The sequence below is a fragment of the Nioella aestuarii genome (assembly GCF_050896395.1).
Taxonomy (GTDB): Bacteria; Pseudomonadota; Alphaproteobacteria; order Rhodobacterales; family Rhodobacteraceae; genus Nioella; species Nioella aestuarii.
In genome coordinates this window covers 88,034-114,394 of record NZ_JBPBBA010000004.1, presented here as the reverse complement: position 1 = coordinate 114,394, position 26,361 = coordinate 88,034, and the positions used below count along the sequence as shown (strand labels likewise).

Sequence of the window (26,361 nt, the reverse complement as noted above, 5' to 3'; positions counted from 1 at the left end):
TTAGCGGACCAGTGTCGCGGCTGCTGCCTCGGCCAGACCATCCACACCGAAGAGGTTGAACACCCCAAGCAGCATGACCGCGGCAGCGGCCATCAAACCGGCATAGGCGATCGGGCTCATCTTGCCGTCGATGCCTTCGCGCTCTTCGCCGAAATACATGAAGTAGACGATGCGCAGGTAGTAGAAGGCACCAATCACCGACGCGACCACACCGAGGATCGCCACCAGGTTCAGCCCCGCGTCCACGGCGGCAAGAAGCACCGCGTATTTCCCGAAGAAGCCCACCATCGGCGGCACACCGGCAAGGCTGAACATCAGCACGAGTATCGCCAATGCCTTGATCGGCTCTTTGGTCGAGAACGCGTTCAGAGACGAAATGTTGGTGATGTGGCGACCATCCTTCTGCATCGACAGGATGAAAGCGAAGGTGCCGACGTTCATCGTCACATAGATCGCCATATAGATCAGCATCGCACTGACGCCCTGTTCGGTGCCAGCCGCCAGCCCCATCAGGGCAAAGCCCATATGAGAGATCGAGGAATACGCCATCAGGCGCTTGATGTCGGTCTGGCCGATTGCGGCAATGGCACCAAGGAACATAGACAGCACGGCCAGAAGGGCGATGATCTGCTGCCACTCGGCGACAACGCTGCCGAACGCATCATGGGCCAGACGGGCCAACAGACCCATGGCCGCCATCTTTGGCGCGGTCGCAAAGAAGGCCGTGACCGGCGTGGGCGAGCCTTCGTAAACATCGGGTGTCCACATGTGGAACGGCGCGGCAGAGACCTTGAAGGCCAGGCCTGCAACCATGAATGCCAGGCCAAAGATCAGGCCAAGCGATGCGCCGCCCTCAACCGCCGCGACGATCCCCGCGAAATCAGCAGTGCCCGCAAAGCCATAGGTCAGCGAGGCACCGTAGAGCAGAATACCCGAGGAGAGCGCCCCGAGAACGAAGTACTTCAGGCCCGCTTCTGTCGAGCGCACGCTGTCACGGCGCATGGCAGCCACGACGTAGAGCGACAGGGATTGCAGTTCGAGACCCATATAAAGCGTCATCAGGTTGCCCGAGGACACCATCACCATCATGCCGACCGTCGCAAGAACGATCAGCATTGGATATTCGAAGCGAAGGAGATCATCGCGCTGCATGAAATCCTTGCCGATCAGCAGGATTGCAGCCGCCGACAGCAGGATCACTACCTTGGCGAAACGGGCAAAGCCATCGTTAATGAACATGCCGTCGAAGGCCACCTGGGTGCCCTCGCCCGTGAGGCCGATATAGATGCCCATCAGCGCCAGCAGCGCGGCGGTCAACCAGACCAGAAGCGGAGCCATGCCATCCTTGGAGGTGTAGACCGCTGCGATCAGCCCCACCATCGCGAAGACGGACAGGACGATTTCGGGCAGGAGAATGGCGATATCGGACGCAAACATCTCGGGACCTCAGTGGCTGACGGCGACGGCCGTGTCGGACAGGGTCTGTCCGACGGCCACGTCGTAATGGTGGACAAGGTTCTCGACCGCAGGGCCGATCACGTCGAGCGCGAGGCTCGGGTAGACACCCAAAAGCAGGGTCATCACGATGAGCGGCGCAAAAATCATCCGTTCACGCGGGGTCATGTCGGTAATAGACTTCAGGCTTTCCTTGATCAGGTCGCCAAAGACCACACGGCGATAGAGCCACAGCGCATAGGCCGCCGACAGGATCACACCGGTTGCGGCGAAGACCGCCACCCAGGTGTTGACCTGGAAGACACCCATCAGGACCAGGAATTCGCCAACGAACCCGCTGGTGCCCGGCAAGCCGACATTGGCCATGGTGAACAGCATGAAGACCAGTGCATAGGCAGGCATCCGGTTCACGAGGCCGCCATAAGCGTCGATGTCGCGGGTGTGCATCCGGTCATAGATAACACCTACGCAGAGGAAGAGAGCGCCGGACACGAAACCGTGGCTGATCATCTGGAAGATGGCGCCGTCGATGCCCTGCTGGTTTGCCGCGAAGACGCCCATGGTCACGTAACCCATATGGGCAACCGAGGAATAGGCGATCAGCTTCTTCATATCCTCCTGCACCATCGCAACGAGCGAGGTGTAGATGATGGCAATAACCGACAGCCACATCACGAACTCGCTCATCAGGTCGGATGCAATGGGGAACATCGGCAAGCTGAAGCGCAGGAAGCCATAGCCGCCCATCTTCAACAGGATCGCCGCCAGAACGACCGAGCCCGCCGTGGGGGCCTGAACGTGGGCATCGGGCAACCAGGTATGCACCGGCCACATCGGCATCTTCACCGCGAAGCTGGCGAAGAAGGCGATCCACAGGATCGTTTGCAGACCACCGACGATGTGCCAGCCCATGATCGAGATCGTCTCAGAGCTGAACTGATGGGTCAGAAGCGTCGGGATATCCGTCGTGCCCGCATCCACATACATCGCGATCATCGCGACCAGCATCAGCACCGAGCCGAGGAAGGTGTAGAGGAAGAACTTGAACGCGGCATAGATGCGGTTCTTGCCGCCCCAGATACCGATGATCAGGAACATCGGGATCAGGCCCGCCTCGAAGAACAGGTAGAAGAGAACCAGGTCCAGCGCCACGAAGACGCCGATCATCAGGCTTTCCAGAACCAGCAGCGCGATCATGTATTCCTTGACGCGATGCTCCACCTCCCAGCACGACCAGATGACCAGCGGCATCAGGAAGGTGGTCAGCAGGACAAACAGCACCGAGATGCCGTCGACGCCGACCTTGTAGGTCAGGCCAAGCAGCCATTCGCGCTCTTCCTGCAACTGGAAGCCGGTATTGGCCGGATCGAACTTCGTCAGGATGAACAGCGATACAATGAAGGTTGCCACAGTCGCGACCAAGGCAACGCGTTTAGCGCCAAGCTGCGCGGCTGCGTCGTTGCCCCGAAGAGCGACCGCCATGATCAAGGCGGCGACGAACGGCAGGAAGGTTACAATGGAAAGAAGACTTTGTTCCATGTCTCTGCTCTCAGCCCCCGAAGCTCAAGGTTGCGATGGTAATCAGCACTGCGATGCCCAGAACCATCGCGAAGGCATAGTGGAAGAGGTAACCGGACTGCGCCCGGCCCGCGAGGCGGGTGAAGAAGGGAATGATCCCCATGGCCAGTCCGTTGATGCCGCCGTCGATGATGCTGCCATCGCCGCGCTTCCAAAGGGTTCGTCCTATCCAACCGGCGGGGATGACGAAGATCCAGTTATAGATCTCGTCAAAGTACCACTTGTTCAGCAGGAATTGATAGGCGGGCTGGAACAGCTCTGCCGTGCGCGCGGGCAATGTCGGGCGAACGATGTAGAACAGCGTCGCGACGACAAAGCCGATAATCATGGCAACGAAGGGCGCCAGCTTGACCCATTTCGGAACCGAATGCGCGTCATTCAGCACGTGGTTGTCGGGTGCCATGTGAATGGCCCCCTCGCCGGCATGGCCGGTGAAGACATAGTGCGCCTCGCCATAGCCACCGTCCTCAGCAGCTGCGTGGCTGTCCTCCGTGGCATGGCTGTCAGCGGCCGCAGTGGCATGGGCATCGGCCTCGCCATGGCTATCCGCTGCGGCTTCGCCGTGATCATCCGATGCCATTGCCTCCTCGCCGTGACCGGCCTCATCCGCATGGCCTTCAACCGCGTAAGGCACGCCGAAGAAACGGCCGACGCTGTCGGCATGACCGAAGAACTGGTTGTACCAGACCATGCCCGAGAACGCCGCGCCCACGGCCAGAACCGCCAGCGGGATCAGCATCGTCTTGGGGCTTTCATGGGCATGTGCGTGCGCGTGCTTGTCGCCGCGCGGCTTGCCATAGAAGGTCAGGTAGATCAGGCGCCAGGAATAGAAGCTTGTGAAACAGGCCGCGACGACCAGCATCCAGAAGGCATAGGTGCCCAGACCGCCACCGAAGGCAAAGGCGCTTTCGATGACCGCATCCTTGGACGCGAAGCCTGCAAAACCAATCCAGCCGGTCAGCGGAATGCCGACACCGGTGATGGCCAGCGTGCCGATCATCATGGCCGCAAAGGTGAATGGGATCTTCTTGCGCAGCCCACCATAGTTCCGCATGTCCTGCTCGTGGTGCATCGCGTGGATGACAGAGCCCGCGCCAAGGAACAACATCGCCTTGAAGAACGCGTGGGTCAGCAGGTGGAACATGGCGACCGAGTAAACCCCGACGCCAGCGGCCACAAACATGTAGCCAAGCTGAGAACAGGTCGAATAGGCGATAACGCGCTTGATGTCGTTCTGCACCAAACCCACGGTCGCGGCAAAGAATGCGGTCGCGGCCCCGACGATGATGATGAAGTTCGACGCATAGGGCGCATATTCCATGATCGGCGACATGCGGCAGACAAGGAACACACCCGCCGTCACCATGGTTGCGGCGTGGATCAGAGCCGACACCGGTGTCGGGCCTTCCATCGCGTCCGGCAACCAGGTGTGCAGGAACAGCTGCGCCGATTTCCCCATGGCGCCGATGAACAGCAACATTCCGATGGTGTTCGCTGCATTCAGCTCGCGTCCCATGAAGCTGATGGTCTGTTCCGCCAGATGCGGGCCTTCCGCCAGGATCACGCTGAAGTTGATGCTGTCGGTCAGTTTGTAGATCGCGAAGATGCCAAGCAGGAAGGCGAAGTCACCCACGCGGTTGACGATGAACGCTTTCATTGCGGCGGCACCCGCGGTCGGCTTGCGGAAGTAGAAGCCAATCAGCAGGTAAGACGCCACACCCACGCCTTCCCAACCGAAGAACAGTTGCAGCAGGTTGTCGGCCGTCACCAGCGACAGCATCGCGAAGGTGAAGAACGACAGGTAAGCGAAGAAGCGGGGGCGATAGCTCTCACCCTCGCGGAAATGTTCGTCATGGGCCATGTAGCCGAAGGAATAGAGGTGGACGAGCGCCGAAACCGTGGTGATCACGATCAGCATGATCGCGGTAAGACGGTCGATGCGCACTGACCAGCTGGTATCCAGCGTGCCCGAAGCGATCCATGTAAACAGGTCGCGCGTATAGGTCTCGCCATCGAAGCCCAGAAAGACAACCCAGCTTAGCAGGCAGGACAGGAACAGCAGGATCGTCGCCGTCCAGCAGGCCGCTGCCTCACCGATCAGACGCCACGAGAACCCGCAGATGATTGCGCCGACGAGAGGGGCAAAGAGAAGGATGGTTTCCATTGGTACTCAGCCCTTCATATTCGAGACGTCTTCCACGGCGATGGTGCCGCGGTTACGGAAGAAGCAGACGAGGATGGCCAGGCCAATCGCGGCCTCGGCGGCGGCGACGGTCAGCACGAAGAGGGTAAAGATCTGCCCCGTCAGATCGCCCAGATAGGCGGAGAAGGCGACGAGGTTGATATTGACCGCAAGCAGCATAAGTTCGATCGACATCAGAATGACGATCACGTTCTTGCGGTTCAGGAAGATCCCGAAAATCCCGATGACGAACAGCGCTGCCGCCACCGTCAGGTAATGTTCCAGTGCGATACTCATCTCGTCCCTCCGGGGCCTGCGCCCCTTGGTTTTGCATCGTCGCGGACCGGCATTTGCGGCCCGCCGTGTATATTCGTCCCCGGCGCGGGCGTTACAGCCCCTGCCCCGGTTTCACATCTTTCAGTTCCATCGCCTTGGCCGGGTCGCGGTACATCTGGGCCAGCACATTCTGGCGCTTGACGTCGGTGCGGTGGCGCAGCGTCAGTACGATGGCGCCGATCATGGCGACCAGCAGGATCAGGCCTGCCAGCTGGAACAGCAGGAAGTAGTGGTCATAGACCACGGCCCCGATCGCAGCGGTGTTATGAGCGGCACCTTCAGGCGTGGCATTGGGTGTGGCCAGCAATTCCACCCCCTCGGCAGTCGCCCAAGGCCCGAAGGCAATCGACAGCTGCATCAGGATAACGACGCCGATCAGGCCTGCCATCGGGATGTATTTGGCCATCTCCGCCTTTAGCTCGGCGAAATCCACGTCCAGCATCATGACGACAAACAGGAACAGCACCGCGACCGCGCCCACATAGACAATGACAAGCAGCATCGCCACAAACTCGGCCCCGATCAGAACGAACAGCCCTGATGTGCTTAGGAACGCAAGGATCAACCACAGCACCGAGTGGACCGGGTTGCGGCTGATGACCACGAAAAGACCGGCCAGCACCGTGGTGCAGGCGAAGAGGTAGAAGGTGAAATCGGCGATACCCATGGGGTTACTCCTCGGTTCCGTCGATGGCCTGACGGGCAAGCTCCATCGCCTTGTTCATGGCGGGAACGCCGCCGAACATGGCAGCCTGCGCGATGGTTTCGGCAACTTCCTGTTTGGTGGCCCCGGCTTCCAGCGCGTGACGCACGGTCAGGCGGATCTGCGGTTCAGCCACGGCACCCTGAATGGTCAGGCCCTGCAAGGTCAGCAAAAGGCGGGTCTTGGAATCCAGCCCCTCGGGGTTGAACTGCTTGCCCATGAACGCCTCCATCATTTCGGCAGGCATGGTCGGCCACATTTTTTCAAAGCCCTGCGGCGTGAATTGCGCCATCGCAGGGTTAACCTGCTTGACCCAATCCTTGGCCATTTCCTGCGTCTGCGCCATCAGCGCCGCGAACGGGTTTTGCGGGGCTTTGGTCATCTGTAGGGGGCATCCAGTTCGAGGTTGCGGGCGATCTCAGCTTCCCAACGGGCCCCGTTTTCCAGCAGCTTTTCCTTGTCGTAGAACAGCTCTTCACGGGTTTCGGTGGCAAACTCGAAGTTGGGTCCTTCGACAATCGCATCCACGGGGCACGCCTCTTGGCAGAAACCGCAATAGATGCATTTGGTCATGTCGATGTCGTAGCGGGTGGTCCGGCGGCTGCCATCGTCGCGCGGCTCTGCGTCGATGGTGATGGCCTGCGCCGGGCAGATCGCTTCGCAGAGCTTACAGGCGATGCAGCGTTCTTCCCCATTGGGGTAGCGACGCAGCGCGTGCTCGCCCCGGAAGCGGACCGACAGCGGCCCTTTCTCGTGCGGGTAATTCACCGTGGCCTTGGGGGCGAAGAAATACTTCAACCCCAACTGGAAGCCTTTGACGAAATCCGCCAGCAGGAAATATTTCGCAGCGCGGGTGTAGTCGATCTGAGTCATGGATCAGCCCCCGATCATCCAGCGGGCATAGGCGCCGCCGAAGAGTTCGAATTTCGCCAGGAAGGCCACGATCACCACCCAGCCAAGCGACATGGGCAGGAACACTTTCCAGCCGATGCGCATCAGTTGGTCATAGCGGTAGCGGGGCGTGATTGCCTTCACCATGGCGAAGATGAAGAAGAAGAACGCCATCTTGCCGACCATCCACAGCACGCCATCGGGCAGGCCCGGAATGGGGGACAGCCAGCCGCCGAAGAACAGCAGCGTGACAAGCGCGCACATCAGGAAGATGGCAATGTATTCGCCGGCCATGAACAGCAGGAAGGGCGTTGACGAATATTCCACCTGGTAGCCCGCAACCAGTTCCGATTCCGCCTCTGGCAGGTCGAAGGGCGGGCGGTTGGTCTCGGCAAGCGCCGAGATGAAGAACAGGAACACCATCGGGAGATGCGGCAGCCAGTACCAGCTGAAGAAGCCGTAAGACCCATCCTGCGCGCGCACGATATCGCCGAAGTTCAGCGATCCGGTCGAGATCACGACACCGATGATGATGAGGCCAATCGAGACCTCGTAAGAGATCATCTGCGCGGCCGACCGGAGCGAGCCGAGGAAAGGATACTTGGAGTTGGACGCCCACCCACCCATGATCACGCCATACACCTCCAGAGAGGAGACGGCGAAGACATAGAGGATAGCGACGTTCAGATCCGCCAGAACCCAGCCATCGTTGAAGGGGATCACCGCCCAGGCAATCATGGCCAGCACGAAGCTGGTCATCGGCGCCAGGATGAAGACAGGCTTGTCAGCGCCTGCCGGGATCACCACTTCTTTGATGACGTATTTCAGTGCGTCTGCAACCGACTGGAGCAGCCCGAAGACCCCCACCACGTTGGGGCCGCGCCGCATTTGTACTGCGGCCCAGATCTTCCGGTCGCCATAGACTAGGAAGAGAAGCGAGATCATCACGAATGCGATCACCGCAAGACACTGCGCGATAATAATCAGCGCGATGCCGGGAGTGGTTGTAAAGAATTCAGCCATCTGTCCTCACACCGTCGGTATGCCTTGCTCGGCGCAGTCGGCGACCACCACTTCGGCGTCTATCGTCTGCACCCCCCGCGGGAGCGCCGGTGACACGGTGTAAACCGCATCTGCGTGCCAAAGGCCAGCCTCTTCCTGCACATTTGTGCGGACATGTCGCGCAAATCCGTAGCCCCGGATCAGCGTGTACTGAGCTGCTGCACATTCGGCATATGCCGCCACGTCCTCGCGCCCCCTTGCACCGCGCATTTCAACGCGGAAGTTAACCAGATCATCATCCAGGAGCCGGGTCTCGACCCCCAGATACTCAAACAGTGACGGATGCCGGTTCTGCTGAACCGCCGGATCGGGCGTACAGCCCGCCAGCACCAGCATCATGGCACCACCACCCACGAAGGGCCGGAGCGTTTGGCCGCCCGGCACCTCGATTACTCCGCCGCGATCGCGGCCTCGGACCGCGCCTTTGCCATCGCGCTGAGTTCAGCCATCACGGCCGATGCGCGGGCAATCGGGTTGGTCAGATAGAAATCCTTCACGGCAGGTACGAAATCGGCCTCGGCCGGTGCGCGCAGCTCTAGCGGAGCGATGTCGTTCACCGGAACCTCGTCGATCATTGCCAGATGCGGAACCGCACCGACCATCGCGTTGCGCAGCTGCGCCAGCGAGTCGTAGGGCAGCGCCGCACCCAATTCCGCCGACAACGCGCGCAGGATCGCCCAGTTTTCCTTGGCGTCACCCGGCGCAAACCCAGCACGAATGGCCAGTTGCGGGCGGCCTTCGGTGTTCACGAACAGGCCGTTTTCTTCGGTGTAGGCCGCGCCCGGCAGGATCACGTCGGCGCGATGCGCGCCCCGATCGCCATGGCTGCCCTGATAGATCACGAAGGGGCCGTCAGCGATTTCCACCTCATCCGCGCCGAGGTTGTAGATCACCTCTGCTCCGTCGATGGCCGCCGGCATTCCGCCCTCTGTCACAGCACCCACATCCATAGCGCCAACACGCGACGCGGCTGTGTGCAGCACCATCAGCTTCGCGCCGCAGCCTTCGACATAGGCCAGCGCCTGGCTCAGAACCGCTTCGCCATCGGCTTCGCGCAGCGCGCCCTGGCCGACGATCACGATCGTGCCCGGTTTGGCTTCCACCTTGGCGACCAGATCGGTCAGCGCCTTCCGGGACGCGCCGAAATGGTAGTAGTCATAGGTCAGGTCGGCCTTGGGGCCGATCAGCCCGATCCGTGCGCCATTGATCCACGCCTTGCGAATCCGGGCGTTCAGAACCGGCGCCTCATCCCGCGGGTTGGTGCCAATCAGCAGGATTGTCTTGGCGCTGTCGATATCCTCGACCATCGCGGTGCCCACATAAGCGCCACGGTTGCCAGCGGGCAGTTTCGCGCCATCGGTGCGGCATTCAACGTTGCCGCCTTGCCCTTCGATCAGCTGTTTGAGGGCGTAGGCCGCTTCGACCGGTGCCAGATCACCGACAAGGCCAGCAACCTTCTTGCCCTTCATGGCGGCAGCGGCCGCGCCAAGCGCCTCGGGCCAGCTGGCTTTGCGCAGTTTGCCGTTTTCACGGATATAGGGCGTGTCCAGACGCTGACGGCGCAAGCCGTCCCACACGAAACGGGTTTTATCGGAAATCCATTCCTCATTCACGCCGTCATGGTTGCGAGGCAGGATGCGCTTCACTTCACGCCCTTTGGTATCCACGCGGATATTCGATCCAAGCGCGTCCATCACGTCGATGGTCTCGGTCTTGGTCAGTTCCCACGGACGGGCGGTGAAGGCGTAAGGCTTGGAAGTCAGCGCGCCAACCGGGCAAAGATCGATGATATTGCCCTGAAGGTTCGAATCGAGCGTTTCGTTCAGGTAGCTGGTGATTTCCGAATCTTCCCCGCGCCCGGTCTGACCCATCTGCCAGATGCCCGCGACCTCGGTCGTGAAGCGCACGCAGCGGGTGCAGGAAATGCAGCGGGTCATCGCGGTGGACACCAGCGGGCCGAGGTTCAGTTCCTCGCTTGCGCGCTTGGGTTCGCGGTAGCGGCTGAAATCGACGCCATAGGCCATCGCCTGATCCTGAAGGTCGCATTCGCCACCCTGGTCGCAGATCGGGCAATCCAGCGGGTGGTTGATCAAAAGGAACTCCATCACCCCTTCGCGGGCCTTCTTGACCATGGGGGAATTGGTTTTCACCATCGGCGGTTGGCCTTCCGGCCCGGGGCGAAGGTCACGGACCTGCATGGCACAGGAGGCGGCGGGCTTTGGCGGGCCGCCAACAACCTCGACCAGGCACATACGGCAGTTGCCGGCGATCGACAGACGTTCGTGATAGCAGAACCGCGGAACCTCGACCCCGGCCTCTTCACAGGCCTGGATCAACGTCATCGCAGGATCCACCTCGATCTCTTTGTCGTCGATGATGATTTTGCGTAGATCGGTCATGCTTCACCCTTGCGCGTCGCTTGCTCCGGTTGGCGGCGTGTCTACCGCAAGCCCCGCCCGGATTCACGCGGAAAATTGCCGTGCCACCCTAGTGCCGCGATTGGCCAGCTTTTGCAACGTGATGGCAGCATTTTTCAAGCGGATAACTCGGATTGCACCGGTATATTTCCGCGCCTAATGCGCACATGCCCGCCTTTTGGGGGCGGGCATGGTGAATTGGTTCGAATTTTATCGAAAAATTGACTAGTGCAATAGCCTGCCAACCGTCGTGCGATCAGCGATCTCCTGACGTCCGACACGGCAGGCGCCTTCGACGTCATCTTCGGAATGAACGCCGCGTTGCGCAAAGTAGGCGCGCGCGAGCGAGAAGTACCGCTCTCTCTCGTCCTCGTCGTCGATATATTGCCGAATCTCATCCCGGCTGTAGCCAAGCGACATCGCGTGATGCGCCAATCCAAGCATAAAGGATGTAGAGGCTATGGTTCTTGCCTCGATGTCAGGGCAAGTGTCCTGGATATGTGCGCCGATGGTGACCACCAGCAGCCCGTTATGCACCCGTTCATCTTCTCTGAGTGCATCCCATTGGTCGGCAAGTGCCGGTTGGGCCGCAAATAGGGCCATCAAAAAAACCGGGAACAGTCGATGCATTCGTGTAAATCCTTAGCAAGTGAGTCTGGAACCGTGGACAAGATGGGGGCAGCGGGGCCTGACATTCAATAACAGGCGCCTGCTATGCACTTGAATCGGCCCGTTCCCGCCGGTTTCCGAATGTCAGAGCCGAACACCCCAATAGGCAATGATGAGGTAAATCACCAATCCGACAAAGCTGATCCCAAGTGTCGTGTAAATCGCCGCTTCCAGCTTTTCTGGGGTGTTGAGCACCATCATCACCATGCCCGCAAGCATAGCCCCGATCACGGTGCCAAGGATCGATCCGCCGATCCCCCATGTGTATCCCAGCCAAATGCCAAGCGCTGCAAAGCATACGAAAACGGCGACCACCCATACCCGGTAGACACCCACCAAAACCGGCCTGCCGCCGTCATATGCGCGTTGATCTGTCACTGCCGCCTCCACAGAGGAAACCACTCGCCCCGTTTTCGGGTGCTCATTTGGCGACACTCTACCCTTTTGCATAGGATTCATCAATGCTTTCAACGGGGCCGCCCAAAGCATCATGGGCTTGAGGACACAGGTCAGTAACAGAATCCAAGGGGATCCTCATCAATGATCCGATCCACCGTTTCCCTGAAGCGCGAAGAATAAAGCGCCGGATCATAATCATCGCCCAGATAGAACCCGCAGTGATACGCGATCTGGATTTCCGCGATGGCGACCCATGCGTCGACCTCCGGGACATGGGCAAAGACCTCTTCGAAGGTCTGGCTCATCAGGTTGACGTACCAGAAATAGCGCTCGTTCTCGATCGGGGTCGCGTCCCGCTCCAGCAAGTCAGGCCGCGACATCTCGGGGTTGTTCATCGAGATGATCAGGAACTCGCGATAGGCGGCCCGGGCGCCACGCTCATTCTCGATCTGCCATTGCTGATTGAATTGCCAAAACGCGACAAGCCCGGCGATCACCGCCAAAAGGATGCGTGTCAGGTCCGCGAAGGAGGCAATTCCGTTGCGTTCCCGCGTCAGCCATCCCTTACTCGGCGTTGTGTCAGGCTTTTCCGTCATTGCGTTCGCCCCGGTCTATCATCGTTCCGAGCGTAACAAGCTCTGCAGCGACTTGAAACTCACTCCATAACCAGAGGCCAGACCGGATAGGCGAAAAAGGCAAGGTCGATCCCGTCGGAGATCGCGTCCTCGGATATGCTTTCCCAAACCTCGGCGGGTTCCACCAAAACGAACAACGCCAGCGTGCCGCGCGGATCGAGGCTGCGCATGAACGTGCCCTGCATCTCGATATCGACGGTCTCAAGCGGCGTCATGGAGAAATCGAATCCATCCCCGGTATTATTATCATTGGCGGTTGCGACCAGCAGCGCCTGTACCGGTTCATCGAAGGTCAGAGTGAAATTGCTACCGATATGGATCGCATCATGCGGCATGGGAAGGTCGTTGAACTCCTGATCTTCCCAGTCATTGGAATAGCCGGTGAAGATGGACGACCCCCGCTCGCCAGTCAGTGTATAGGCGATCCCGTTCGAATGCCCCGAAGCAGACGCGCGGAAATTGGTGCGCACCAGATCTCCGTATTCCTCCAGCGAGAAAATCATCTCGCCAGCAATCAGGTCCTCAAGGCTTTGGGCTTGGGCCATGCCAGAGAACGTGAGCGAAACGCCCAAGGCAAAAACAATAGATCTCATAAAATCGTCTCCGTCATTGAAATCACGACAATAAGCTTATACAGAAATTTTGACGAAGGGTTAGTAAGGGTTCAAGCCGCGCCCATTGGCGACGCAGATGCACCAAATCCGACGGCGCCTCCCCCGCGACTTGGAGAAGTATCTGGCTTAGTTCCGCCCACGCTGCGCATGAGCCGGGCGCGACAGTGCTTGTTTTTCCAGCACAGTAATGGAGTCGTGAACATGCAGCCCGGACAGGCCCCCGGCCGTTGCCTGCACCTTCTCGCCTCGGCTGTGATACCAATGGTGCATGTCATCAATCATGACTTTCACCACCTCCATGAAACTGGAGGGGCGACGGTATCCGCCACCGAAGCTCGGCCAATATGCTGCGTGCAGATCCTCGATCATATATACTCCCCCGTCAGACAGCAGGGGAAAGAGTGTATCGAGCGACTTGCGGATATGACGCGAATGGTGGCTACCGTCGTCAAGGACGAGATCCAGCCCGCCCATTTCTTCAACGACCTTTGCAAGAAACTCCGGATCGTCCTGCGATCCTATTCTGACAGCGCCGCTGCGGCCGTCGAACTCGGCACAATTCGGATCAATATCTATCCCGAAGATCACCGCCTCCGGGCCGAAATAGCTGCGCCACATGTCAAGGGAGCCGCCCTTGGATACGCCAATTTCGAGAAACCGGACAGGCTTTCCCTTAAAGGCCCCGAAATACCGCTCGTAGATGGGGAAATAGTGCAGCCACTTGTGAACGATCGGACCGTCGTTCGACCAGAAAAACCTTTCAAGATCCCCGGACATGTCAGAAGCAGCCGGAACGGAGCCCTCATAGGCCATTCCTTCAATTCCGACCGACTTGCCCCAAAACAAACCCTGGATCCGATGGAGAACAGACAATCCGGTTACTCCGCCGCGACCGCGCTGGCCCGACCGGCTTTCTGTGCCTTGATCCGGTCCTCGATCTCGTCGCGGAAGTTACGGATCAGGCCCTGGATCGGCCATGCCGCAGCGTCGCCAAGGGCGCAGATCGTGTGGCCTTCAACCTGCTTGGTGACCTGGAATAGCATGTCAATCTCTTCCAGTTCCGCCTCGCCGCGAACGAGACGATCCATGACGCGCATCATCCAGCCGGTACCTTCGCGGCACGGCGTGCACTGGCCACAGCTTTCATGCTTGTAGAACTTCGACAGCCGCCAGATCGCCTTCACGATATCGGTCGACTTGTCCATGACGATGACGGCGGCGGTGCCCAGACCCGACTGCAGATCGTTGCGCAGATAGTCGAAATCCATGATCGCATCGCGCATGTTCTCGCCGCGCACACAAGGAACCGAGGAGCCGCCGGGGATCACCGCCAGCAGATTGTCCCAGCCACCGCGAATGCCGCCGCAATGCTTCTCGATCAACTCTTCAAAGCTGATCGACATCGCCTCTTCCACAACACAGGGGTTGTTCACATGACCAGAGATCGCAAAGAGCTTCGTCCCTGCGTTGTTCGGACGGCCAAAGCCCGCGAACCACTCCGCGCCCCGGCGCAGGATGGTCGGCACAACGGCAATGGATTCCACATTGTTCACGGTCGAGGGGCAGCCATAAAGGCCCGCGCCTGCCGGAAACGGCGGCTTCATCCGGGGCATACCCTTCTTGCCTTCTAGGCTTTCGATCAGCGCGGTTTCTTCACCGCAGATATAGGCCCCGGCCCCATGATGCAGGTAAAGGTCGAAATCCCAGCCCGATCCGGCAGCGTTTTTGCCAAGCATCCCGGCGTCATAGGCCTCGTCAATCGCGGCCTGAAGCGCCTCGCGCTCGCGGATATATTCACCACGGATGTAGATATAGCTGACATGCGCGCCCATTGCGAAGGAAGCAATCAGCGCGCCCTCGATCAGCGTATGGGGATCGTTGCGCATGATCTCCCGGTCCTTGCAGGTGCCCGGCTCGGATTCGTCGGCGTTGATCACCAGGTAGGACGGGCGGCCATCCGATTCCTTCGGCATGAACGACCATTTCAGACCGGTGGGGAAGCCAGCCCCGCCCCGACCCCGCAGACCCGATGCTTTCATGATCTCGACAATCTTGTCGCGGCCCAGACCGATCAGGTCCTTGGTGCCATCCCAGTGGCCGCGCGCCTGAGCGCCCGCAAGAGTGCGGTCATGCATGCCGTAGATATTGGTAAAGATCCGGTCTTTGTCCTGAAGCATCCTCAGTCCCTTTCTGCGCGGCGGGCTTGCCAGACCTGATACGTCACGATCAAGGCCCAGACCAGAGCCGCAATTGCCGCAAGGTCGAACAGAAACACATAGCGCACGGGCAGGCCAAGCTGTCCACCCAGAAGCTGCGCCCCCATCCACAGAACCATGGTCGCAGCCATCACAGCGGCAGCGATACGGGCCTTGCGGGCCTGGGGGGGAACAGTCCGGGGGGCGTCGGGCATTGGGCCTGGCCTCGGGTCGCTAGCGGTTTGGCCCGGTTTACGGCAGAGCGGCGGGGAATGTCCACTGTCCCGCAGTGCAAAACACGCTCCCGGAACGGAAAAACGCGCCGGACGGGCCAGCGCGTTCATATTTTTGGGGTCAGAGCCCTAGGCGTCAGACGAATTCGCCCGCCCCAGTAACCAGATCAAAGCGCGCACAGCTGCGTTTGAAGCCTGCCAGATGCTCGTCCAGCCAGTCGATTCCAGCCTCATCCAGCCCGGCGATCTGATCGAAATGGTAAATCCCAATCTCATTCAGACCCGCTTCCAGTTTGGCCCCGATGCCCTTGATCAGCTTCAGGTCGTCAGCCAAGCCCCCGCGCGGTGCGTCCAGCAAATGCGGGTTGGGGGCATCGACCTGAGGGGCTTCGGGGGCCGTTTCAACATCAACCGAGACCGGGGCCGGTTCTGGCGCTGGCTCTGGCTCAACGGCTGCTTCAGGTTCCGCCGCTACGGGTTCCGGTGCGGTCTCCACCACGGTCAGCACGTGGGCCTCAGCCATCGGCGCCTCATCAGCATTCATTGGCTTTTCGTCAAAGGCGCGGGCCATGGCGGACCAGAACACCTGCGGCGCGGTCAGGCCCAAAGACCAGCTCTGCACCGCAGCATTTCCGTAGAACGCGGCCGAGTAGTTCGCGGCCGCGATCAGGTTGTTACGGGCCGCGACAGATCCCAGCCAGATGTCTTCTGCAAGTTTCATGTCGGTTGTCCTCTTGGATGATCAAACACATCCTCCCAGAGGTCAATATACATCGCCTTCGTCAACTTTTCTTGAGAAATCTGTCTCTTCCCCTGCGGCCAATAGCCCTGCCTGCGCGACCCAGTCATCACGGGTCACACGGCCCCGGAAGCCTTGCAGATTGTCATCCATCCAGGCCACTTCGGCAGGCCCCCAAGCGGCAATCTGATCGAAGTGATAGATACCGAGCGAGTGCAGCAGTTGCTCCAATTTCGGACCTACACCCTTGATCCGCTTCAAATCATCCGCTCCGCCTTCGCGTGCAGCTTCCATGGCAACGGGCTGTGCAACGGCGGGCTCTGCCACTTCTGCTTCCGGCGCGGGCTCCGGCGCGACAGCGACGGGTTCCGGCTCCGCTGCGGGTTCCGGTTCTGCGGCCGGCTCAGGTTCTGGCGCGACAGCGACAGGTTCTGGCTCCTCCGCAACTACCGGCTCGGGTGCTGGCTCTGGCGCTGGTTCAGGTGCTGGCGCCGGTGTTGGGCGGGGCGTGGATGCCTCCAGGGTGCTTGCCGCGCTCTCTGTGCACAGAAGCATCCTCAGCACGATCGTCCCAAGAACCGCCACAACAAGCCCGAGGATTAGCGCCATCAATAGGCCCCAACCTGCGGCAAATTTCAGGATCAAGAACACAATGACCCCAAGGACAATCCCGGCGATCAGGCAGTTTGTATGGCAGTTCGTGCTGTCATTCTGTGCAGACATTTCACTTCCCCTTTTTCCCATTCGCGGCAAGTAGACACCAGCCGCCCCTGATCTGGGAAGGATTTTCTCGAAAAAATAGGTTACGTCTTCTTCCTTGCGGCCCGTAGGCGACGCTGAAACGTCTTGATCCGTCTGTTGTAATGCCAGTCGCACACATAAGAGGCTGCGCGCGGATGGATGCGGTGTTCTGCAAGGGACGGACTGACCTCGACGCCATCCTTCACATAGAGCAGGACATTCTGCATCAACCACGGAAGCACCGCGTCAAAGGATGCGATCCGGCGGCGGATCGGATCGTAGCAGGCATAGCCACGATCCTGGAACATCTCGGCCCACTCGCCCTGAAAGCGCAGGTTGATATGGCCGGCCCCACCCTGCCCCGGCACGCCGGCCGAGAACAGCACAACATCCGATAGGGCGCAAAGATCGTCGACGAACCCCTCGGATCGCTCGGGCGACAAATGCTCCGCCACTTCGATCGTGGTGGCTAGGTCATAGCGCTTGCGGGCCTTGTAAGGCCGGTTCAGATCAGCGACCTGACGCACCGATTTGGGAACCACACTATCTTCGGGATCAATCCAATCCCCGTCCACGCCCTTGATCGACGCACCCTTCGCCTTGCAGGCCCTCAGGAAAAACCCAAGACCGCAGCCCAGATCAATGACCGACTTGGGTTGCAGATAGGCCCACAGGATCTCTGCCATGAGATCGGCATTAGCCTGACGCCGTTCGGACTGTTCCACATGGGATTTGAACATGGTGTCATAATCATGAATCATGTCAGCCTCCGGCGCGTCTCACCCTACAAACTCAAGCATAGGTTACGGACACCGCCACCTTAAGCAAGAAAAACCCCCGCATCACGGGATGCAGGGGTGCTATCTTCAGACAGGGGTGCTTGGCCTCTCCGCTCAGGAGCCAGCCAGCTCCGTAGCCTGGGCAACCCAGTTGTCGCGCTCGATCCGGCCCTTGAACTTGAGACGCGCATCGACCCAGGCAATTTCGGACGGACCCCAAGCAGCAATCTGGTCGAAATGCCAGAAGCCCATGGAATTCAGCAGCTCTTCCAACTTGGGGCCAACACCAGAGATCTTTTTCAGATCGTCCGCCTCGCGGCCTTCACGCGGGGCGCTCAGCAATTCAGGTTCCACTTCCGCGACATCCGCCGCAGGGGCCGGAGCAGGTGCGGGGGCCTCTGCTTTTGGCTTAGGCGCAGGCTTGGGCTTTGCGGCGGGGGCCGCAGCCTCGGCGGGAGCGGCGCCGCCCGATTGCTTGCCCCAGGGGGCCAGCAACGGTACTTCGGTGCCATCAATGCGCTTGACCGTATCACCGATATCGGCGGCCAAGCGGGCGGAAGCGTTCAAGCTGTCGCGTCCGGCCTCATGATCCTTGAGCGAGGTCAGACCAGACAGCGGTTCCGACGCATAACGCCCGTTCTGCGGGCCAGGTGTGGGCACACGGCCTGCGGCCAGTTCGTCCAGAATCCAGGCGAATTTCTCAGCCGTCAGATCCTCGTAGTAGTCCTTTCCGATCTGCACCATCGGCGCGTTCGCGCAGGCGCCCAGGCATTCCACCTCTTCCCAGCTGAAATTGCCATCCGCCGACAGCTCATGCGCATTTGCGGCGATCTTGTCCTTACACACTGCAATCAGATCTTCCGCGCCGCAGATCATGCAGGACGTGGTACCGCAAACCTGCACATGCGCAATCGCGCCAACCGGCTGCAACTGGAACATGAAATAGAAGGTCGCCACTTCCAGCGTGCGGATATAGGTCATTCCCAGCATGTCGGACACCGCTTCGATCGCGGGCCGCGTCAGCCAGCCTTCCTGTTCCTGAGCCCGCCACAGCAGGGGGATCACCGCCGATTGCGCGCGGCCTTCGGGGTATTTGGTGATCTGCGCCTCGGCCCAGGCCTGGTTGGCGGGGGTGAAGGCAAAGCTTTCGGGCTGGTCATGGTAGAGGCGGCGAAGCATTAGCTGGCTCCTTCGGTCAAACGGGCAGATACGGCGATGCCAAGAGCAACGGTCGACAGCACACCCGAGATCGTGTGTTTCATATGCGGATGCCCGGCGCGGGCGTAGATCAGGCCATCGGCAAAGCCCATGAAGGCGCAGACGGCGAAAAGGGCGATAAGGACGTTGAGATCCCCGTAGATCGTGAAGACCAGCGCCAGGACTGAGAAAGCAGTATAGCGGTCGGCCATCACGGTTGGCAGCTTCTCAGGACGGTGCGTGGTCTGTTCCAACCCGCGTTCCGGATTGGTCCAGAACGCCCAGGCCAGCAGAGCCAGGATCAGGACGGTGATACCGCCGCAGATCGTCGTGAGAAGCGAAAGGCTCAACGGTCAATCTCTCCGAACACCACGTCCATGGTGCCGATGATGGCGGCCACGTCGGCCAGCTGGTGGCCAGTCGCGACATGGTCCATCGCTTGCAGGTGCAGATAGCCCGGCGCGCGGATCTTGGCCTTGTACGGTTTGTTGGTGCCATCGGCCACAAGGTAGACGCCGAACTCGCCCTTGGGGGCCTCAACCGCCGCGTAAACCTCACCTGCAGGCACGTGGAAGCCCTCGGTATACAGTTTGAAGTGGTGGATCAGCGCCTCCATCGAGGTCTTCATGTCGCCCCGCTTGGGCGGTGTGATCTTGCCGCGGGCAAGAATATCGCCCTGCCCTTCGGGCGCACGCAGCTTGGCAATCGCCTGATGGATAATCGACACCGACTGGCGCATCTCTTCCATTCGAACGAGGTAGCGGTCATAGCAGTCGCCGTTCTTGCCAACGGGGATCTGGAACTCGAACTCGTCGTAGCATTCATAAGGCTGCGCGCGGCGCAAATCCCAGGCGAGGCCCGAGCCACGCACCATGACACCGGAAAAGCCCCAGTCGAGGATTTCCTGTTCGCTCACCACACCGATATCGGCGTTGCGCTGTTTGAAGATGCGGTTCTCGGTCAGCAGCCCGTCGATATCGTCGAGCTTGGCGGGGAATTCATTCGCCCAGGTCTCGATATCGTCGATCAGCTCGGGCGGCAGATCCTGATGGACACCACCGGGGCGGAAATAGGCCGCGTGCAGACGCGCGCCACAGGCCCGTTCATAGAACACCATCAACTTCTCGCGTTCCTCGAAGCCCCACAGCGGCGGCGTCAGCGCGCCCACATCCATAGCCTGCGTGGTGACGTTCAGCAGGTGGTTCAGCACCCGACCGATCTCGGAATAGAGCACCCGGATCAGGCTGGCACGGCGGGGCACTTCCACACCGGTCAGCTTTTCGATCGCCAGACACCAGGCATGTTCCTGATTCATCGGCGCCACATAATCCAGCCGGTCAAAGTAAGGCAGGTTCTGCAGATAGGTGCGGGATTCCATCAATTTTTCGGTCCCGCGATGCAGCAGCCCGATATGAGGGTCGCAGCGTTCGACGATCTCGCCATCCAGCTCCAGCACCAGACGCAACACGCCGTGGGCCGCCGGGTGCTGAGGCCCGAAGTTGATGTTGAAATTCCGGATCTTCTGTTCGCCTGTCAGAGCGTCTTCGAAGCCTTTGCCGCCATCCATCATGCCAGCGCCTCCATGTTATCCGTCCAGCGTTGCGGCAAGGCACCCATATGCCCGCGCACCGCATCATACTGAGGGGCAAGCCACGCCATCGCGCGGGCGCGCTGCGCCTCGGTCATCTGCAAGTCTTCCCCCGCCAGAACCCGCGCCTCGGTATTCGCAGGCCGCTCGGCAATGCCGAGAAAGCCGCATAACCGGGCCAGCGTGTCGGGCTGGAAGAGGGTTTCGTAAAAGGCCGTGAACAGCTTGGCCGGGTCCAGCGCCGCGTTCAGCCGGGCGAGTGTGCCCGCGTAATCGCAGCGCGCCGCCATTGTCTGATCCTCGCCGCCAATCACCTTGTCGAGCAGCGCCCCTGCAGTCGCAGCCAGATCGCCACCCTTGCGGGTCGCGGCCATGCGGATGTTGGACCAAAGACGGTCCAGCGGGTCGCGCATCAGGAAGACAAAGCGCGTGACCGGGGCCAGTGCCGCCATGCGGGTCAGGCTGGTCTCGCTCAGCGTCGCATAGGCCGGGGTGATATCGCCCACCACCTTCGCCTCGCCTGCATTGTGGTTCAGAAACGCCAGATAGCCCGCATCGTTCCGCCCTTCGCGGATCACGTTGAGCCAGCCCGTATAGGCCCAGACCTCGCGTTGCAGCCGCTTGTCCAGACGCGCGTCGCCCGTGGGCAGGCGGTCCTTGCGGCGCTTGCGTTCACGGGTCATGCGGCTCACCTGCCGGTCGAATTTGCCGGTTTCGCAGGTGTCAAAGTAATGCAGTTCCTTGACGGCGGGCAGGCGCACTTCGGGATGCGCGGCAAGATAGCGGTAAAGCCAGGTCGTCCCTGCCTTTGCCGCGCCGATCCCGAAAAGGAGTGTCGCCTGTGCCATGACCGTGATCAGCCTTTCGCGGCCTCGGGTTTTTCGTCGCCCGGCAAGATGTACTCGGCGCCTTCCCAAGGGCTCATGAAATCGAACTGGCGATAGTCCTGAACCAGCTTTACCGGCTCATAGACCACGCGCTTCAGCGCCTCGTCATAGCGCAGTTCGGTATAGCCGGTGGTCGGGAAGTCCTTGCGCAGCGGATAGCCGCGGAAGCCATAGTCGGTCAGGATGCGGCGCAGGTCCGGGTGGCCGGAAAACAGCACACCATACATGTCGAACACTTCCCGCTCGAACCAGTTGGCCGCGGGATAGACACCGGTGATCGAAGGCACCATGTCTTCCTCGCGGATCTGGGTTTTCACCCGGATGCGGTGGTTCTGATACATCGACAGGAAATGCCAGACCATGTCGAAGCGCTTGTCGCGCGACGGGTAGTCGACGGCGGTGATGTCCACCAAAGTCGAAAACCGGCAGGCAGTGTCAGTCTTCAGGAAGTCCATGAAGGCCGGGATCGAGGCCAGCGTAATCTCCACCGTCAACTCGCCATGGGCGATCTCGGTGCCGATAACCGCGTCGCCCTGTTTGAGGGTGATCAGGTCAGCCAGTTCGCGAAGGGCGTCTTCACTCATGCGTCGTCTCCTCGGTCAGCGCGGGCGCGCTTAGCGGGTAATGGTGCCGGTGCGGCGGATTTTGCGCTGCAGCTGAAGCAGGCCGTAAAGCAGCGCCTCTGCCGTCGGCGGGCAGCCGGGAACGTAAAGGTCTACCGGTACGATCCGGTCACAGCCGCGCACCACGGAATAGCTGTAGTGATAATAGCCACCGCCATTGGCGCAGGATCCCATGGAGATCACATAGCGCGGCTCTGGCATCTGGTCATAGACCTTGCGCAAAGCGGGCGCCATCTTGTTGGTCAGCGTGCCGGCCACAATCATCACGTCCGACTGCCGCGGGGAGGCGCGCGGCGCGATCCCGAACCGCTCGGCGTCATAACGCGGCATCGAGGTATGCATCATCTCGACCGCGCAGCAGGCGAGACCAAAAGTCATCCAGTGCAAGCTGCCGGTCCGCGCCCAGTTGATCAGGTCATCTGCGGTGGTCAGCAGAAAGCCCTTGTCCTGAAGCTCGGCATTCAGGGCGCGGGTGGCAACGTCCTTGTCCACACCGGCGGTGTTGGCGCTGGTCATCACTCCCATTCGAGGGCCCCCTTCTTCCATTCATAGGCAAAGCCGATGGTCAGCACGGCCAGGAAAATCATCATAGACCAGAAGCCCAGCATCGACATTTCCGGGAAGGCCACGCCCCATGGGAACAGGAACGCAATTTCCAGGTCGAAGATGATGAACAGAATCGACACGAGGTAGAACCGCACATCGAATTTCATCCGCGCATCGTCGAAGGCGTTGAACCCGCATTCATAGGCCGACACCTTTTCGGGGTCCGGGTTACGGACCGCCAGAATGACGGCGGCAAGGATGAGGACAATCCCAAGCCCGATGGCAAGGGCGAGAAAGATCAGAACGGGCGCATAATCCCTGAGCAGGTCTTCCAAGGCTGGCTCCTTCGGCTCGCGGGCGCCACGGCAGGTGTGGCGCAGGGTCATCCCCCGCTAAACGCGACTGCGCGCGGGGACTGTTCGCTGTTTATGCCCGTGCCGCGCGGGGGTCAACCGAAGCAAAGCGCCACAGGGGGGCTTGTGGCAGGAAAAATCACCGCAGGGCCTGCAATATATCCCACCCCTGCCCCCGAACGCCTGCAACCAGCCGCGCGTGATCGCCCGTTTTGGTCAGAATCCGAGGTCTCATCTTAATAGACAGACCTCGGGAGAGTCGCGCAGCGGCAGGGGCAGCTCCCCGTTCTGAACAGTGGAGTTTTCCCGGGAAGAAAATTGATACGGCCCGGAACGGGCCGCACGGATCGACGCGCGTGCAGCGTGCGGCGAACCCTCTCAACGTGGCCAGACGATCGGAAACCAGTCCTCTCGCAATCGCTGCCCAGGCTCCATGTCATGCCCAGGAAACGGCGGCGAGGTCCGCCCGGGCCGTTCCACATACCTTGCATCATCGCCCAGGAATCGCACCGAAAACGCCCGACGGCGGCGGTCGCTCGTGTTGCCACGCGCACCATGCAGGGTGCGGTAGTCAAAGGCCACCGCATCGCCCGGTTCCATCTGCCACTCCAGCACTGTCATACCCTCCGCATCCGGATCGGGCACCGGGATATAAGCGCCTTCATCTGGAAAAAACGCGTCTTCTTTCAACCATCTGGTGGGCAATACCGGCTTGGGCCACTTGTGGCTGCCCGCCACCAGGCGCAGCGTCGCGTCAGTCACCGGATCGAGCGGAGACCAAAAGCTGATGGTCTGTTCCCCCTCGACGAAATAATAGGGCCCGTCCTGATGCCAGGGCGTGGGTTTCGAGGTTCCCGGCTCCTTCACCAACACATGATCATGGAACACCTGAACCGCATCCGAGCGCATCAGTGCACCCGCCACCCGTGCCGCGTCGGAATGGCGAATGACCTCCTCGAACTCTGCTATCCGCGTCCAGTTGCAATAGTCGTCAAAGAAGCGCCCGCCCTCTCCCGGCAGCAGGTTCTCAGCCGCATAAGGCCCTGGCTCCGCCATGTTCCGCTCCACGCCTGCGCGCAGGGTTTCCACATGATCAGCAAAGAGCCCCTTGATGAAAACCGCACCATCACGGGCAAAATCCGCGATCTGCTGGTCAGTGACTGTAATGCCCATGGCCGATGCCTCCCTGTTTCAGCGCTGAGAAAACGTCAGTGCAATGAACTTGGCAAGCCCCTCAGCCCTTCTGCCAGTGCGGTTTTCGCTTCTCGAAAAAGGCCGCGACGCCTTCCGGCCCCTCGTCGCTCTCCCATGCATCGACAAGCGCAGCAATGGTCATATCCACCACGGCATCATTCACACGCGGCTCCAGCGCCGCAACCAGGGCCTTGGCCTTCGCCACCGCGCCTGGCGCGCAATTCAGATAGGGCGCGACCTCGGCCTCCACCGCCGCATCCAGATCGTCCGCGGCAACGACCTTGGCGAGCAGACCCAATTCCATCGCTTCGGCCGCGTCGAAGATGCGCGCTGACATGAACACCCGCCGCGCTCGGGCTGCGCCCATGCGTGCCACCACATAGGGCCCGATCGTGGCCGGGATCAGCCCCAGCCGGGTTTCCGTCAGCCCAAACTTTGCACCATTAACGCCCACGGCTACATCACAGACCGACATCATGCCGATGCCGCCACCAAATGCCTGCCCCTGAACCCGGCCAATCAGCGGCTTGGGCATACGGTCCAGCGCGCCCAGCATTTCGGCCAGGTTGCGCGCTTCGCGCCCGCGGGTCTCGGCATCAGCGGCCATCTGGTCCTTCATCCAGGCAAGATCACCGCCTGCGCAAAAGCTGCGCCCCGCCCCTGTCAGCACCACGACACGCACCTCAGGATCAGCCCCAAGCCGCTCTGCCGCCTCGGTCAGTTCCGCGATCATCCGGGCAGACAAAGCATTGTGCTTGTCCTCTCGCGCCAGCGTCAGCGTGGCGACCCCGCGACCGTCCACGTCAATCCGAATCGTGTCCATCTCTCATCCCTTCCGCATCGCGCGCGCCATGTGCGCGGCTTCGGCGATCACATCCATGTCGAGCCCGGTCTCATAGCCAAGCTCTGCCACCCGCGCGGCCACGGCCTCGGTGGCGACATTGCCCTCCGCCCCCGGCGCGTATGGACAGCCACCAAGCCCGCCGACAGCGGCATCAAAAACCCGTAAGCCCCGCGCCAACGACACTTCGATATTGGCCAGCGCCCGACCCGCTGTGTCATGGAAATGACCGGCCAGTTCTTCCGGCGCGCATTCCTCCAGCACCGCCGCCAGCATCGCATCCACTGTCTCTGGCCGCCCCTGCCCGATCGTGTCGCCAAGCGAGATTTCGTAAGAGCCGATATTGCGCAGCGTGGCGGCCACGCGGGCCACCTCCGAGGGCGGTGTTGGCCCGTCGAACGGGCAGTCGGTCACGCAAGAGATGTAGCCGCGCACCGGGATGCCGTCGGCCTTGGCCGCCTGCGCCACCGGCACGAAGCGGGTGATGCTTTCTTCTATCGTTGCGTTGATATTGGCTTTGGAGAAGCCTTCCGAGGCCGATGCGAAGATGGCGATCTCGTCCGCTTTCGCGGCCTTCGCGCCCTCGTAGCCCCGCATGTTCGGCGTCAACGCCGCATAGGAAATGCCCGGCGCACGGGTGATCCCTGCCAGAATTGCTGCCGAATCCGCCATCTGCGGAACCCACTTGGGGCTGACGAAGCTCGCCACCTCGATCCGGTGGAAACCCGCCCTGCTGAGACAGTCGATCAGGGCAATCTTCGCTTCAGTCGGGATTTGCCGCGTCTCGTTTTGCAACCCGTCGCGTGGACCGACCTCGAAAATCTCGACATCTTCGCGCATCAAACGGCCTCCCACGGCTCATAGAAGTCACGTTCGTACAACTTAGGGTGCGCCTCTGTCGGACGTGACATCAGGAACCCAGGGCGACTGGTGATCCGGTCATACCATGCCGACAGCGCCGGGAACGGAACAAGCCGCGCGAAATGGCGCGCCATATAGAGCGCCTGACCCACGGAAATATCCGCCGCAGAAAAGCCGCTGTCGAGCAGGTAATCGCGGCCTTGAAGCCGCGCCTCAATGGCCGCGTAGCACTTTTCCAGCCGCTTGGCTTCCAGCTTCATCACAACGGGGCTGCGCATGGAATCGTCATACAGCGCGATATGCTGCTGTGTCAGGGCTGCGGCATGTTGGCTGATCGTCTCGGAAAAATGCACCCAGATCAGCCACGTCGCGCGGTCGGGATCGCCAGGCGCACGGCCCATTCCCGCCTTTGGGAACCGTTCGCACAGAAGCTCGGTGATTGCGCCGGTTTCCCACCAGCACTCCCCGTCGATCTCCAGTGCCGGGACACGACCAGCCGGGTTCATTGCGAGAAAGTCGGCCGAGCGGAGTGACTTGTCGAAGGGCCAGACCTGAAGCTCATAGGGCACACCCAGTTCATTCAGCAGCCATAGCGTTCGCATCGAGCGGCTTTGCGGCACATGATGCAACCGGATCATCGTGC

The 26,361-nt window shown here is 60.7% G+C and carries 31 protein-coding genes; all 31 read right to left on the bottom strand.

Annotation, left to right across the window (positions count from 1 at the left end):
- The gene (nuoN, locus tag ACROHD_RS04445; protein ID WP_432676146.1) at window positions 1-1,437 is read right to left on the bottom strand and encodes an NADH-quinone oxidoreductase subunit NuoN; all 1,437 of its coding nucleotides are present in this window, start codon (window positions 1,435-1,437) and stop codon (window positions 1-3) included.
- Between the two features lie 9 nt (window positions 1,438-1,446).
- A complete protein-coding gene (locus tag ACROHD_RS04440; RefSeq protein WP_432676145.1) occupies window positions 1,447-2,994 on the bottom strand; it encodes an NADH-quinone oxidoreductase subunit M in 1,548 nt (515 codons plus the stop codon).
- 10 nt (window positions 2,995-3,004) lie between these two features.
- Window positions 3,005-5,197 carry an NADH-quinone oxidoreductase subunit L gene (gene nuoL / locus ACROHD_RS04435; RefSeq protein ID WP_432676144.1) on the bottom strand — a complete coding sequence of 731 codons (2,193 nt, stop codon included), beginning with the start codon at window positions 5,195-5,197 and terminating at the stop codon, window positions 3,005-3,007.
- A 6-nt stretch (window positions 5,198-5,203) separates the two neighbouring features.
- Window positions 5,204-5,512: an NADH-quinone oxidoreductase subunit NuoK gene (gene nuoK, locus ACROHD_RS04430; RefSeq protein WP_432676143.1), complete on the bottom strand. Its 309-nt coding sequence runs from the start codon at window positions 5,510-5,512 to the stop codon at window positions 5,204-5,206.
- Between the two features lie 91 nt (window positions 5,513-5,603).
- Window positions 5,604-6,212: an NADH-quinone oxidoreductase subunit J gene (locus ACROHD_RS04425; protein ID WP_432676230.1), complete on the bottom strand. Its 609-nt coding sequence runs from the start codon at window positions 6,210-6,212 to the stop codon at window positions 5,604-5,606.
- A 10-nt stretch (window positions 6,213-6,222) separates the two neighbouring features.
- The gene (locus ACROHD_RS04420) at window positions 6,223-6,636 is read right to left on the bottom strand and encodes a carboxymuconolactone decarboxylase family protein (RefSeq protein WP_432676142.1); all 414 of its coding nucleotides are present in this window, start codon (window positions 6,634-6,636) and stop codon (window positions 6,223-6,225) included.
- A complete protein-coding gene (nuoI, locus tag ACROHD_RS04415; protein WP_432676141.1) occupies window positions 6,633-7,127 on the bottom strand; it encodes an NADH-quinone oxidoreductase subunit NuoI in 495 nt (164 codons plus the stop codon). The genes ACROHD_RS04420 and nuoI overlap by 4 nt, the downstream gene beginning before the upstream one ends.
- 3 nt (window positions 7,128-7,130) lie before the next feature.
- Complete coding sequence (gene nuoH, locus ACROHD_RS04410; protein WP_432676140.1) at window positions 7,131-8,168, bottom strand: NADH-quinone oxidoreductase subunit NuoH; 1,038 nt, start codon at window positions 8,166-8,168, stop codon at window positions 7,131-7,133.
- Between the two features lie 6 nt (window positions 8,169-8,174).
- The gene (locus tag ACROHD_RS04405) at window positions 8,175-8,546 is read right to left on the bottom strand and encodes a hypothetical protein (RefSeq protein ID WP_432676229.1); all 372 of its coding nucleotides are present in this window, start codon (window positions 8,544-8,546) and stop codon (window positions 8,175-8,177) included.
- A 50-nt stretch (window positions 8,547-8,596) separates the two neighbouring features.
- Window positions 8,597-10,606 (bottom strand): NADH-quinone oxidoreductase subunit NuoG, encoded by a 2,010-nt coding sequence (gene nuoG / locus ACROHD_RS04400; RefSeq protein WP_432676139.1) that lies wholly within the window; start codon window positions 10,604-10,606, stop codon window positions 8,597-8,599.
- Between the two features lie 243 nt (window positions 10,607-10,849).
- A complete protein-coding gene (locus ACROHD_RS04395; protein WP_432676138.1) occupies window positions 10,850-11,227 on the bottom strand; it encodes a DUF5333 domain-containing protein in 378 nt (125 codons plus the stop codon).
- Between the two features lie 150 nt (window positions 11,228-11,377).
- Window positions 11,378-11,671 (bottom strand): hypothetical protein, encoded by a 294-nt coding sequence (locus ACROHD_RS04390; protein WP_432676137.1) that lies wholly within the window; start codon window positions 11,669-11,671, stop codon window positions 11,378-11,380.
- 131 nt (window positions 11,672-11,802) lie between these two features.
- The gene (locus tag ACROHD_RS04385) at window positions 11,803-12,288 is read right to left on the bottom strand and encodes a hypothetical protein (protein ID WP_432676136.1); all 486 of its coding nucleotides are present in this window, start codon (window positions 12,286-12,288) and stop codon (window positions 11,803-11,805) included.
- 59 nt (window positions 12,289-12,347) lie between these two features.
- Window positions 12,348-12,920, bottom strand: coding sequence for a hypothetical protein (locus tag ACROHD_RS04380; RefSeq protein WP_432676135.1), 573 nt, complete (start codon window positions 12,918-12,920; stop codon window positions 12,348-12,350).
- 147 nt (window positions 12,921-13,067) lie between these two features.
- Entirely contained in the window at window positions 13,068-13,718 is a 651-nt protein-coding gene (locus ACROHD_RS04375; RefSeq protein WP_432676134.1) for a class I SAM-dependent methyltransferase, read from the bottom strand.
- Between the two features lie 101 nt (window positions 13,719-13,819).
- Window positions 13,820-15,118, bottom strand: coding sequence for an NADH-quinone oxidoreductase subunit NuoF (gene nuoF, locus ACROHD_RS04370; RefSeq protein WP_432676133.1), 1,299 nt, complete (start codon window positions 15,116-15,118; stop codon window positions 13,820-13,822).
- A gap of 2 nt (window positions 15,119-15,120) precedes the next feature.
- Window positions 15,121-15,351: a DUF5337 domain-containing protein gene (locus tag ACROHD_RS04365; RefSeq protein ID WP_127560878.1), complete on the bottom strand. Its 231-nt coding sequence runs from the start codon at window positions 15,349-15,351 to the stop codon at window positions 15,121-15,123.
- A 154-nt stretch (window positions 15,352-15,505) separates the two neighbouring features.
- The gene (locus tag ACROHD_RS04360; RefSeq protein WP_432676132.1) at window positions 15,506-16,090 is read right to left on the bottom strand and encodes a helix-hairpin-helix domain-containing protein; all 585 of its coding nucleotides are present in this window, start codon (window positions 16,088-16,090) and stop codon (window positions 15,506-15,508) included.
- Window positions 16,091-16,132: 42 nt separating this feature from the next.
- Window positions 16,133-16,831, bottom strand: coding sequence for a helix-hairpin-helix domain-containing protein (locus tag ACROHD_RS04355; RefSeq protein WP_432676130.1), 699 nt, complete (start codon window positions 16,829-16,831; stop codon window positions 16,133-16,135).
- 80 nt (window positions 16,832-16,911) lie between these two features.
- Window positions 16,912-17,610, bottom strand: coding sequence for a methyltransferase domain-containing protein (locus ACROHD_RS04350; RefSeq protein ID WP_432676129.1), 699 nt, complete (start codon window positions 17,608-17,610; stop codon window positions 16,912-16,914).
- Window positions 17,611-17,742: 132 nt separating this feature from the next.
- Window positions 17,743-18,807: an NADH-quinone oxidoreductase subunit NuoE gene (gene nuoE, locus ACROHD_RS04345; RefSeq protein ID WP_432676128.1), complete on the bottom strand. Its 1,065-nt coding sequence runs from the start codon at window positions 18,805-18,807 to the stop codon at window positions 17,743-17,745.
- Entirely contained in the window at window positions 18,807-19,175 is a 369-nt protein-coding gene (locus tag ACROHD_RS04340) for a DUF4267 domain-containing protein (protein WP_432676127.1), read from the bottom strand. The genes nuoE and ACROHD_RS04340 overlap by 1 nt, the downstream gene beginning before the upstream one ends.
- Window positions 19,172-20,395 (bottom strand): NADH-quinone oxidoreductase subunit D, encoded by a 1,224-nt coding sequence (locus ACROHD_RS04335; RefSeq protein ID WP_432676126.1) that lies wholly within the window; start codon window positions 20,393-20,395, stop codon window positions 19,172-19,174. Before ACROHD_RS04335 ends, ACROHD_RS04340 begins: the two co-directional genes overlap by 4 nt.
- The gene (locus ACROHD_RS04330) at window positions 20,392-21,261 is read right to left on the bottom strand and encodes a sulfotransferase family protein (protein ID WP_432676125.1); all 870 of its coding nucleotides are present in this window, start codon (window positions 21,259-21,261) and stop codon (window positions 20,392-20,394) included. The genes ACROHD_RS04335 and ACROHD_RS04330 overlap by 4 nt, the downstream gene beginning before the upstream one ends.
- A gap of 8 nt (window positions 21,262-21,269) precedes the next feature.
- Window positions 21,270-21,884, bottom strand: coding sequence for an NADH-quinone oxidoreductase subunit C (locus ACROHD_RS04325; RefSeq protein WP_432676124.1), 615 nt, complete (start codon window positions 21,882-21,884; stop codon window positions 21,270-21,272).
- A 30-nt stretch (window positions 21,885-21,914) separates the two neighbouring features.
- Window positions 21,915-22,439: a NuoB/complex I 20 kDa subunit family protein gene (locus ACROHD_RS04320; RefSeq protein ID WP_071688479.1), complete on the bottom strand. Its 525-nt coding sequence runs from the start codon at window positions 22,437-22,439 to the stop codon at window positions 21,915-21,917.
- Complete coding sequence (locus tag ACROHD_RS04315) at window positions 22,439-22,804, bottom strand: NADH-quinone oxidoreductase subunit A (protein ID WP_071688470.1); 366 nt, start codon at window positions 22,802-22,804, stop codon at window positions 22,439-22,441. The genes ACROHD_RS04320 and ACROHD_RS04315 overlap by 1 nt, the downstream gene beginning before the upstream one ends.
- Window positions 22,805-23,200: 396 nt before the next feature.
- The gene (locus ACROHD_RS04310) at window positions 23,201-23,995 is read right to left on the bottom strand and encodes a phytanoyl-CoA dioxygenase family protein (protein WP_432676123.1); all 795 of its coding nucleotides are present in this window, start codon (window positions 23,993-23,995) and stop codon (window positions 23,201-23,203) included.
- Window positions 23,996-24,056: 61 nt separating this feature from the next.
- On the bottom strand, window positions 24,057-24,839 hold the full coding sequence (locus ACROHD_RS04305) for a crotonase/enoyl-CoA hydratase family protein (RefSeq protein WP_432676122.1): 783 nt from the start codon (window positions 24,837-24,839) through the stop codon (window positions 24,057-24,059).
- 3 nt (window positions 24,840-24,842) lie between these two features.
- Window positions 24,843-25,697, bottom strand: a complete 855-nt coding sequence (locus ACROHD_RS04300; protein ID WP_432676121.1) for a hydroxymethylglutaryl-CoA lyase — start codon at window positions 25,695-25,697, stop codon at window positions 24,843-24,845.
- Window positions 25,697-26,356 carry a glutathione S-transferase family protein gene (locus ACROHD_RS04295; protein WP_432676120.1) on the bottom strand — a complete coding sequence of 220 codons (660 nt, stop codon included), beginning with the start codon at window positions 26,354-26,356 and terminating at the stop codon, window positions 25,697-25,699. Before ACROHD_RS04295 ends, ACROHD_RS04300 begins: the two co-directional genes overlap by 1 nt.
- Between the last annotated feature and the right edge of the window lie 5 nt (window positions 26,357-26,361).

Excerpts from the sequence above, each read along its gene's own strand:
- nuoN (WP_432676146.1), bottom strand. The coding sequence starts at position 1,437 with ATGTTTGCGTCCGATATCGCCATTCTCCTGCCCGAAATCGTCCTGTCC.
- ACROHD_RS04440 (WP_432676145.1), bottom strand. The coding sequence starts at position 2,994 with ATGGAACAAAGTCTTCTTTCCATTGTAACCTTCCTGCCGTTCGTCGCC.
- nuoL (WP_432676144.1), bottom strand. The coding sequence starts at position 5,197 with ATGGAAACCATCCTTCTCTTTGCCCCTCTCGTCGGCGCAATCATCTGC.
- nuoK (WP_432676143.1), bottom strand. The coding sequence starts at position 5,512 with ATGAGTATCGCACTGGAACATTACCTGACGGTGGCGGCAGCGCTGTTC.
- ACROHD_RS04420 (WP_432676142.1), bottom strand. The coding sequence starts at position 6,636 with ATGACCAAAGCCCCGCAAAACCCGTTCGCGGCGCTGATGGCGCAGACG.
- nuoI (WP_432676141.1), bottom strand. The coding sequence starts at position 7,127 with ATGACTCAGATCGACTACACCCGCGCTGCGAAATATTTCCTGCTGGCG.
- nuoH (WP_432676140.1), bottom strand. The coding sequence starts at position 8,168 with ATGGCTGAATTCTTTACAACCACTCCCGGCATCGCGCTGATTATTATC.
- ACROHD_RS04405 (WP_432676229.1), bottom strand. The coding sequence starts at position 8,546 with ATGATGCTGGTGCTGGCGGGCTGTACGCCCGATCCGGCGGTTCAGCAG.
- nuoG (WP_432676139.1), bottom strand. The coding sequence starts at position 10,606 with ATGACCGATCTACGCAAAATCATCATCGACGACAAAGAGATCGAGGTG.
- ACROHD_RS04395 (WP_432676138.1), bottom strand. The coding sequence starts at position 11,227 with ATGGCCCTATTTGCGGCCCAACCGGCACTTGCCGACCAATGGGATGCA.
- ACROHD_RS04385 (WP_432676136.1), bottom strand. The coding sequence starts at position 12,288 with ATGACGGAAAAGCCTGACACAACGCCGAGTAAGGGATGGCTGACGCGG.
- ACROHD_RS04380 (WP_432676135.1), bottom strand. The coding sequence starts at position 12,920 with ATGAGATCTATTGTTTTTGCCTTGGGCGTTTCGCTCACGTTCTCTGGC.
- ACROHD_RS04375 (WP_432676134.1), bottom strand. The coding sequence starts at position 13,718 with ATGTCCGGGGATCTTGAAAGGTTTTTCTGGTCGAACGACGGTCCGATC.
- nuoF (WP_432676133.1), bottom strand. The coding sequence starts at position 15,118 with ATGCTTCAGGACAAAGACCGGATCTTTACCAATATCTACGGCATGCAT.
- ACROHD_RS04365 (WP_127560878.1), bottom strand. The coding sequence starts at position 15,351 with ATGCCCGACGCCCCCCGGACTGTTCCCCCCCAGGCCCGCAAGGCCCGT.
- ACROHD_RS04360 (WP_432676132.1), bottom strand. The coding sequence starts at position 16,090 with ATGAAACTTGCAGAAGACATCTGGCTGGGATCTGTCGCGGCCCGTAAC.
- ACROHD_RS04355 (WP_432676130.1), bottom strand. The coding sequence starts at position 16,831 with ATGTCTGCACAGAATGACAGCACGAACTGCCATACAAACTGCCTGATC.
- ACROHD_RS04350 (WP_432676129.1), bottom strand. The coding sequence starts at position 17,610 with ATGATTCATGATTATGACACCATGTTCAAATCCCATGTGGAACAGTCC.
- nuoE (WP_432676128.1), bottom strand. The coding sequence starts at position 18,807 with ATGCTTCGCCGCCTCTACCATGACCAGCCCGAAAGCTTTGCCTTCACC.
- ACROHD_RS04335 (WP_432676126.1), bottom strand. The coding sequence starts at position 20,395 with ATGATGGATGGCGGCAAAGGCTTCGAAGACGCTCTGACAGGCGAACAG.
- ACROHD_RS04330 (WP_432676125.1), bottom strand. The coding sequence starts at position 21,261 with ATGGCACAGGCGACACTCCTTTTCGGGATCGGCGCGGCAAAGGCAGGG.
- ACROHD_RS04325 (WP_432676124.1), bottom strand. The coding sequence starts at position 21,884 with ATGAGTGAAGACGCCCTTCGCGAACTGGCTGACCTGATCACCCTCAAA.
- ACROHD_RS04320 (WP_071688479.1), bottom strand. The coding sequence starts at position 22,439 with ATGACCAGCGCCAACACCGCCGGTGTGGACAAGGACGTTGCCACCCGC.
- ACROHD_RS04310 (WP_432676123.1), bottom strand. The coding sequence starts at position 23,995 with ATGGGCATTACAGTCACTGACCAGCAGATCGCGGATTTTGCCCGTGAT.
- ACROHD_RS04305 (WP_432676122.1), bottom strand. The coding sequence starts at position 24,839 with ATGGACACGATTCGGATTGACGTGGACGGTCGCGGGGTCGCCACGCTG.
- ACROHD_RS04300 (WP_432676121.1), bottom strand. The coding sequence starts at position 25,697 with ATGCGCGAAGATGTCGAGATTTTCGAGGTCGGTCCACGCGACGGGTTG.
- ACROHD_RS04295 (WP_432676120.1), bottom strand. The coding sequence starts at position 26,356 with ATGATCCGGTTGCATCATGTGCCGCAAAGCCGCTCGATGCGAACGCTA.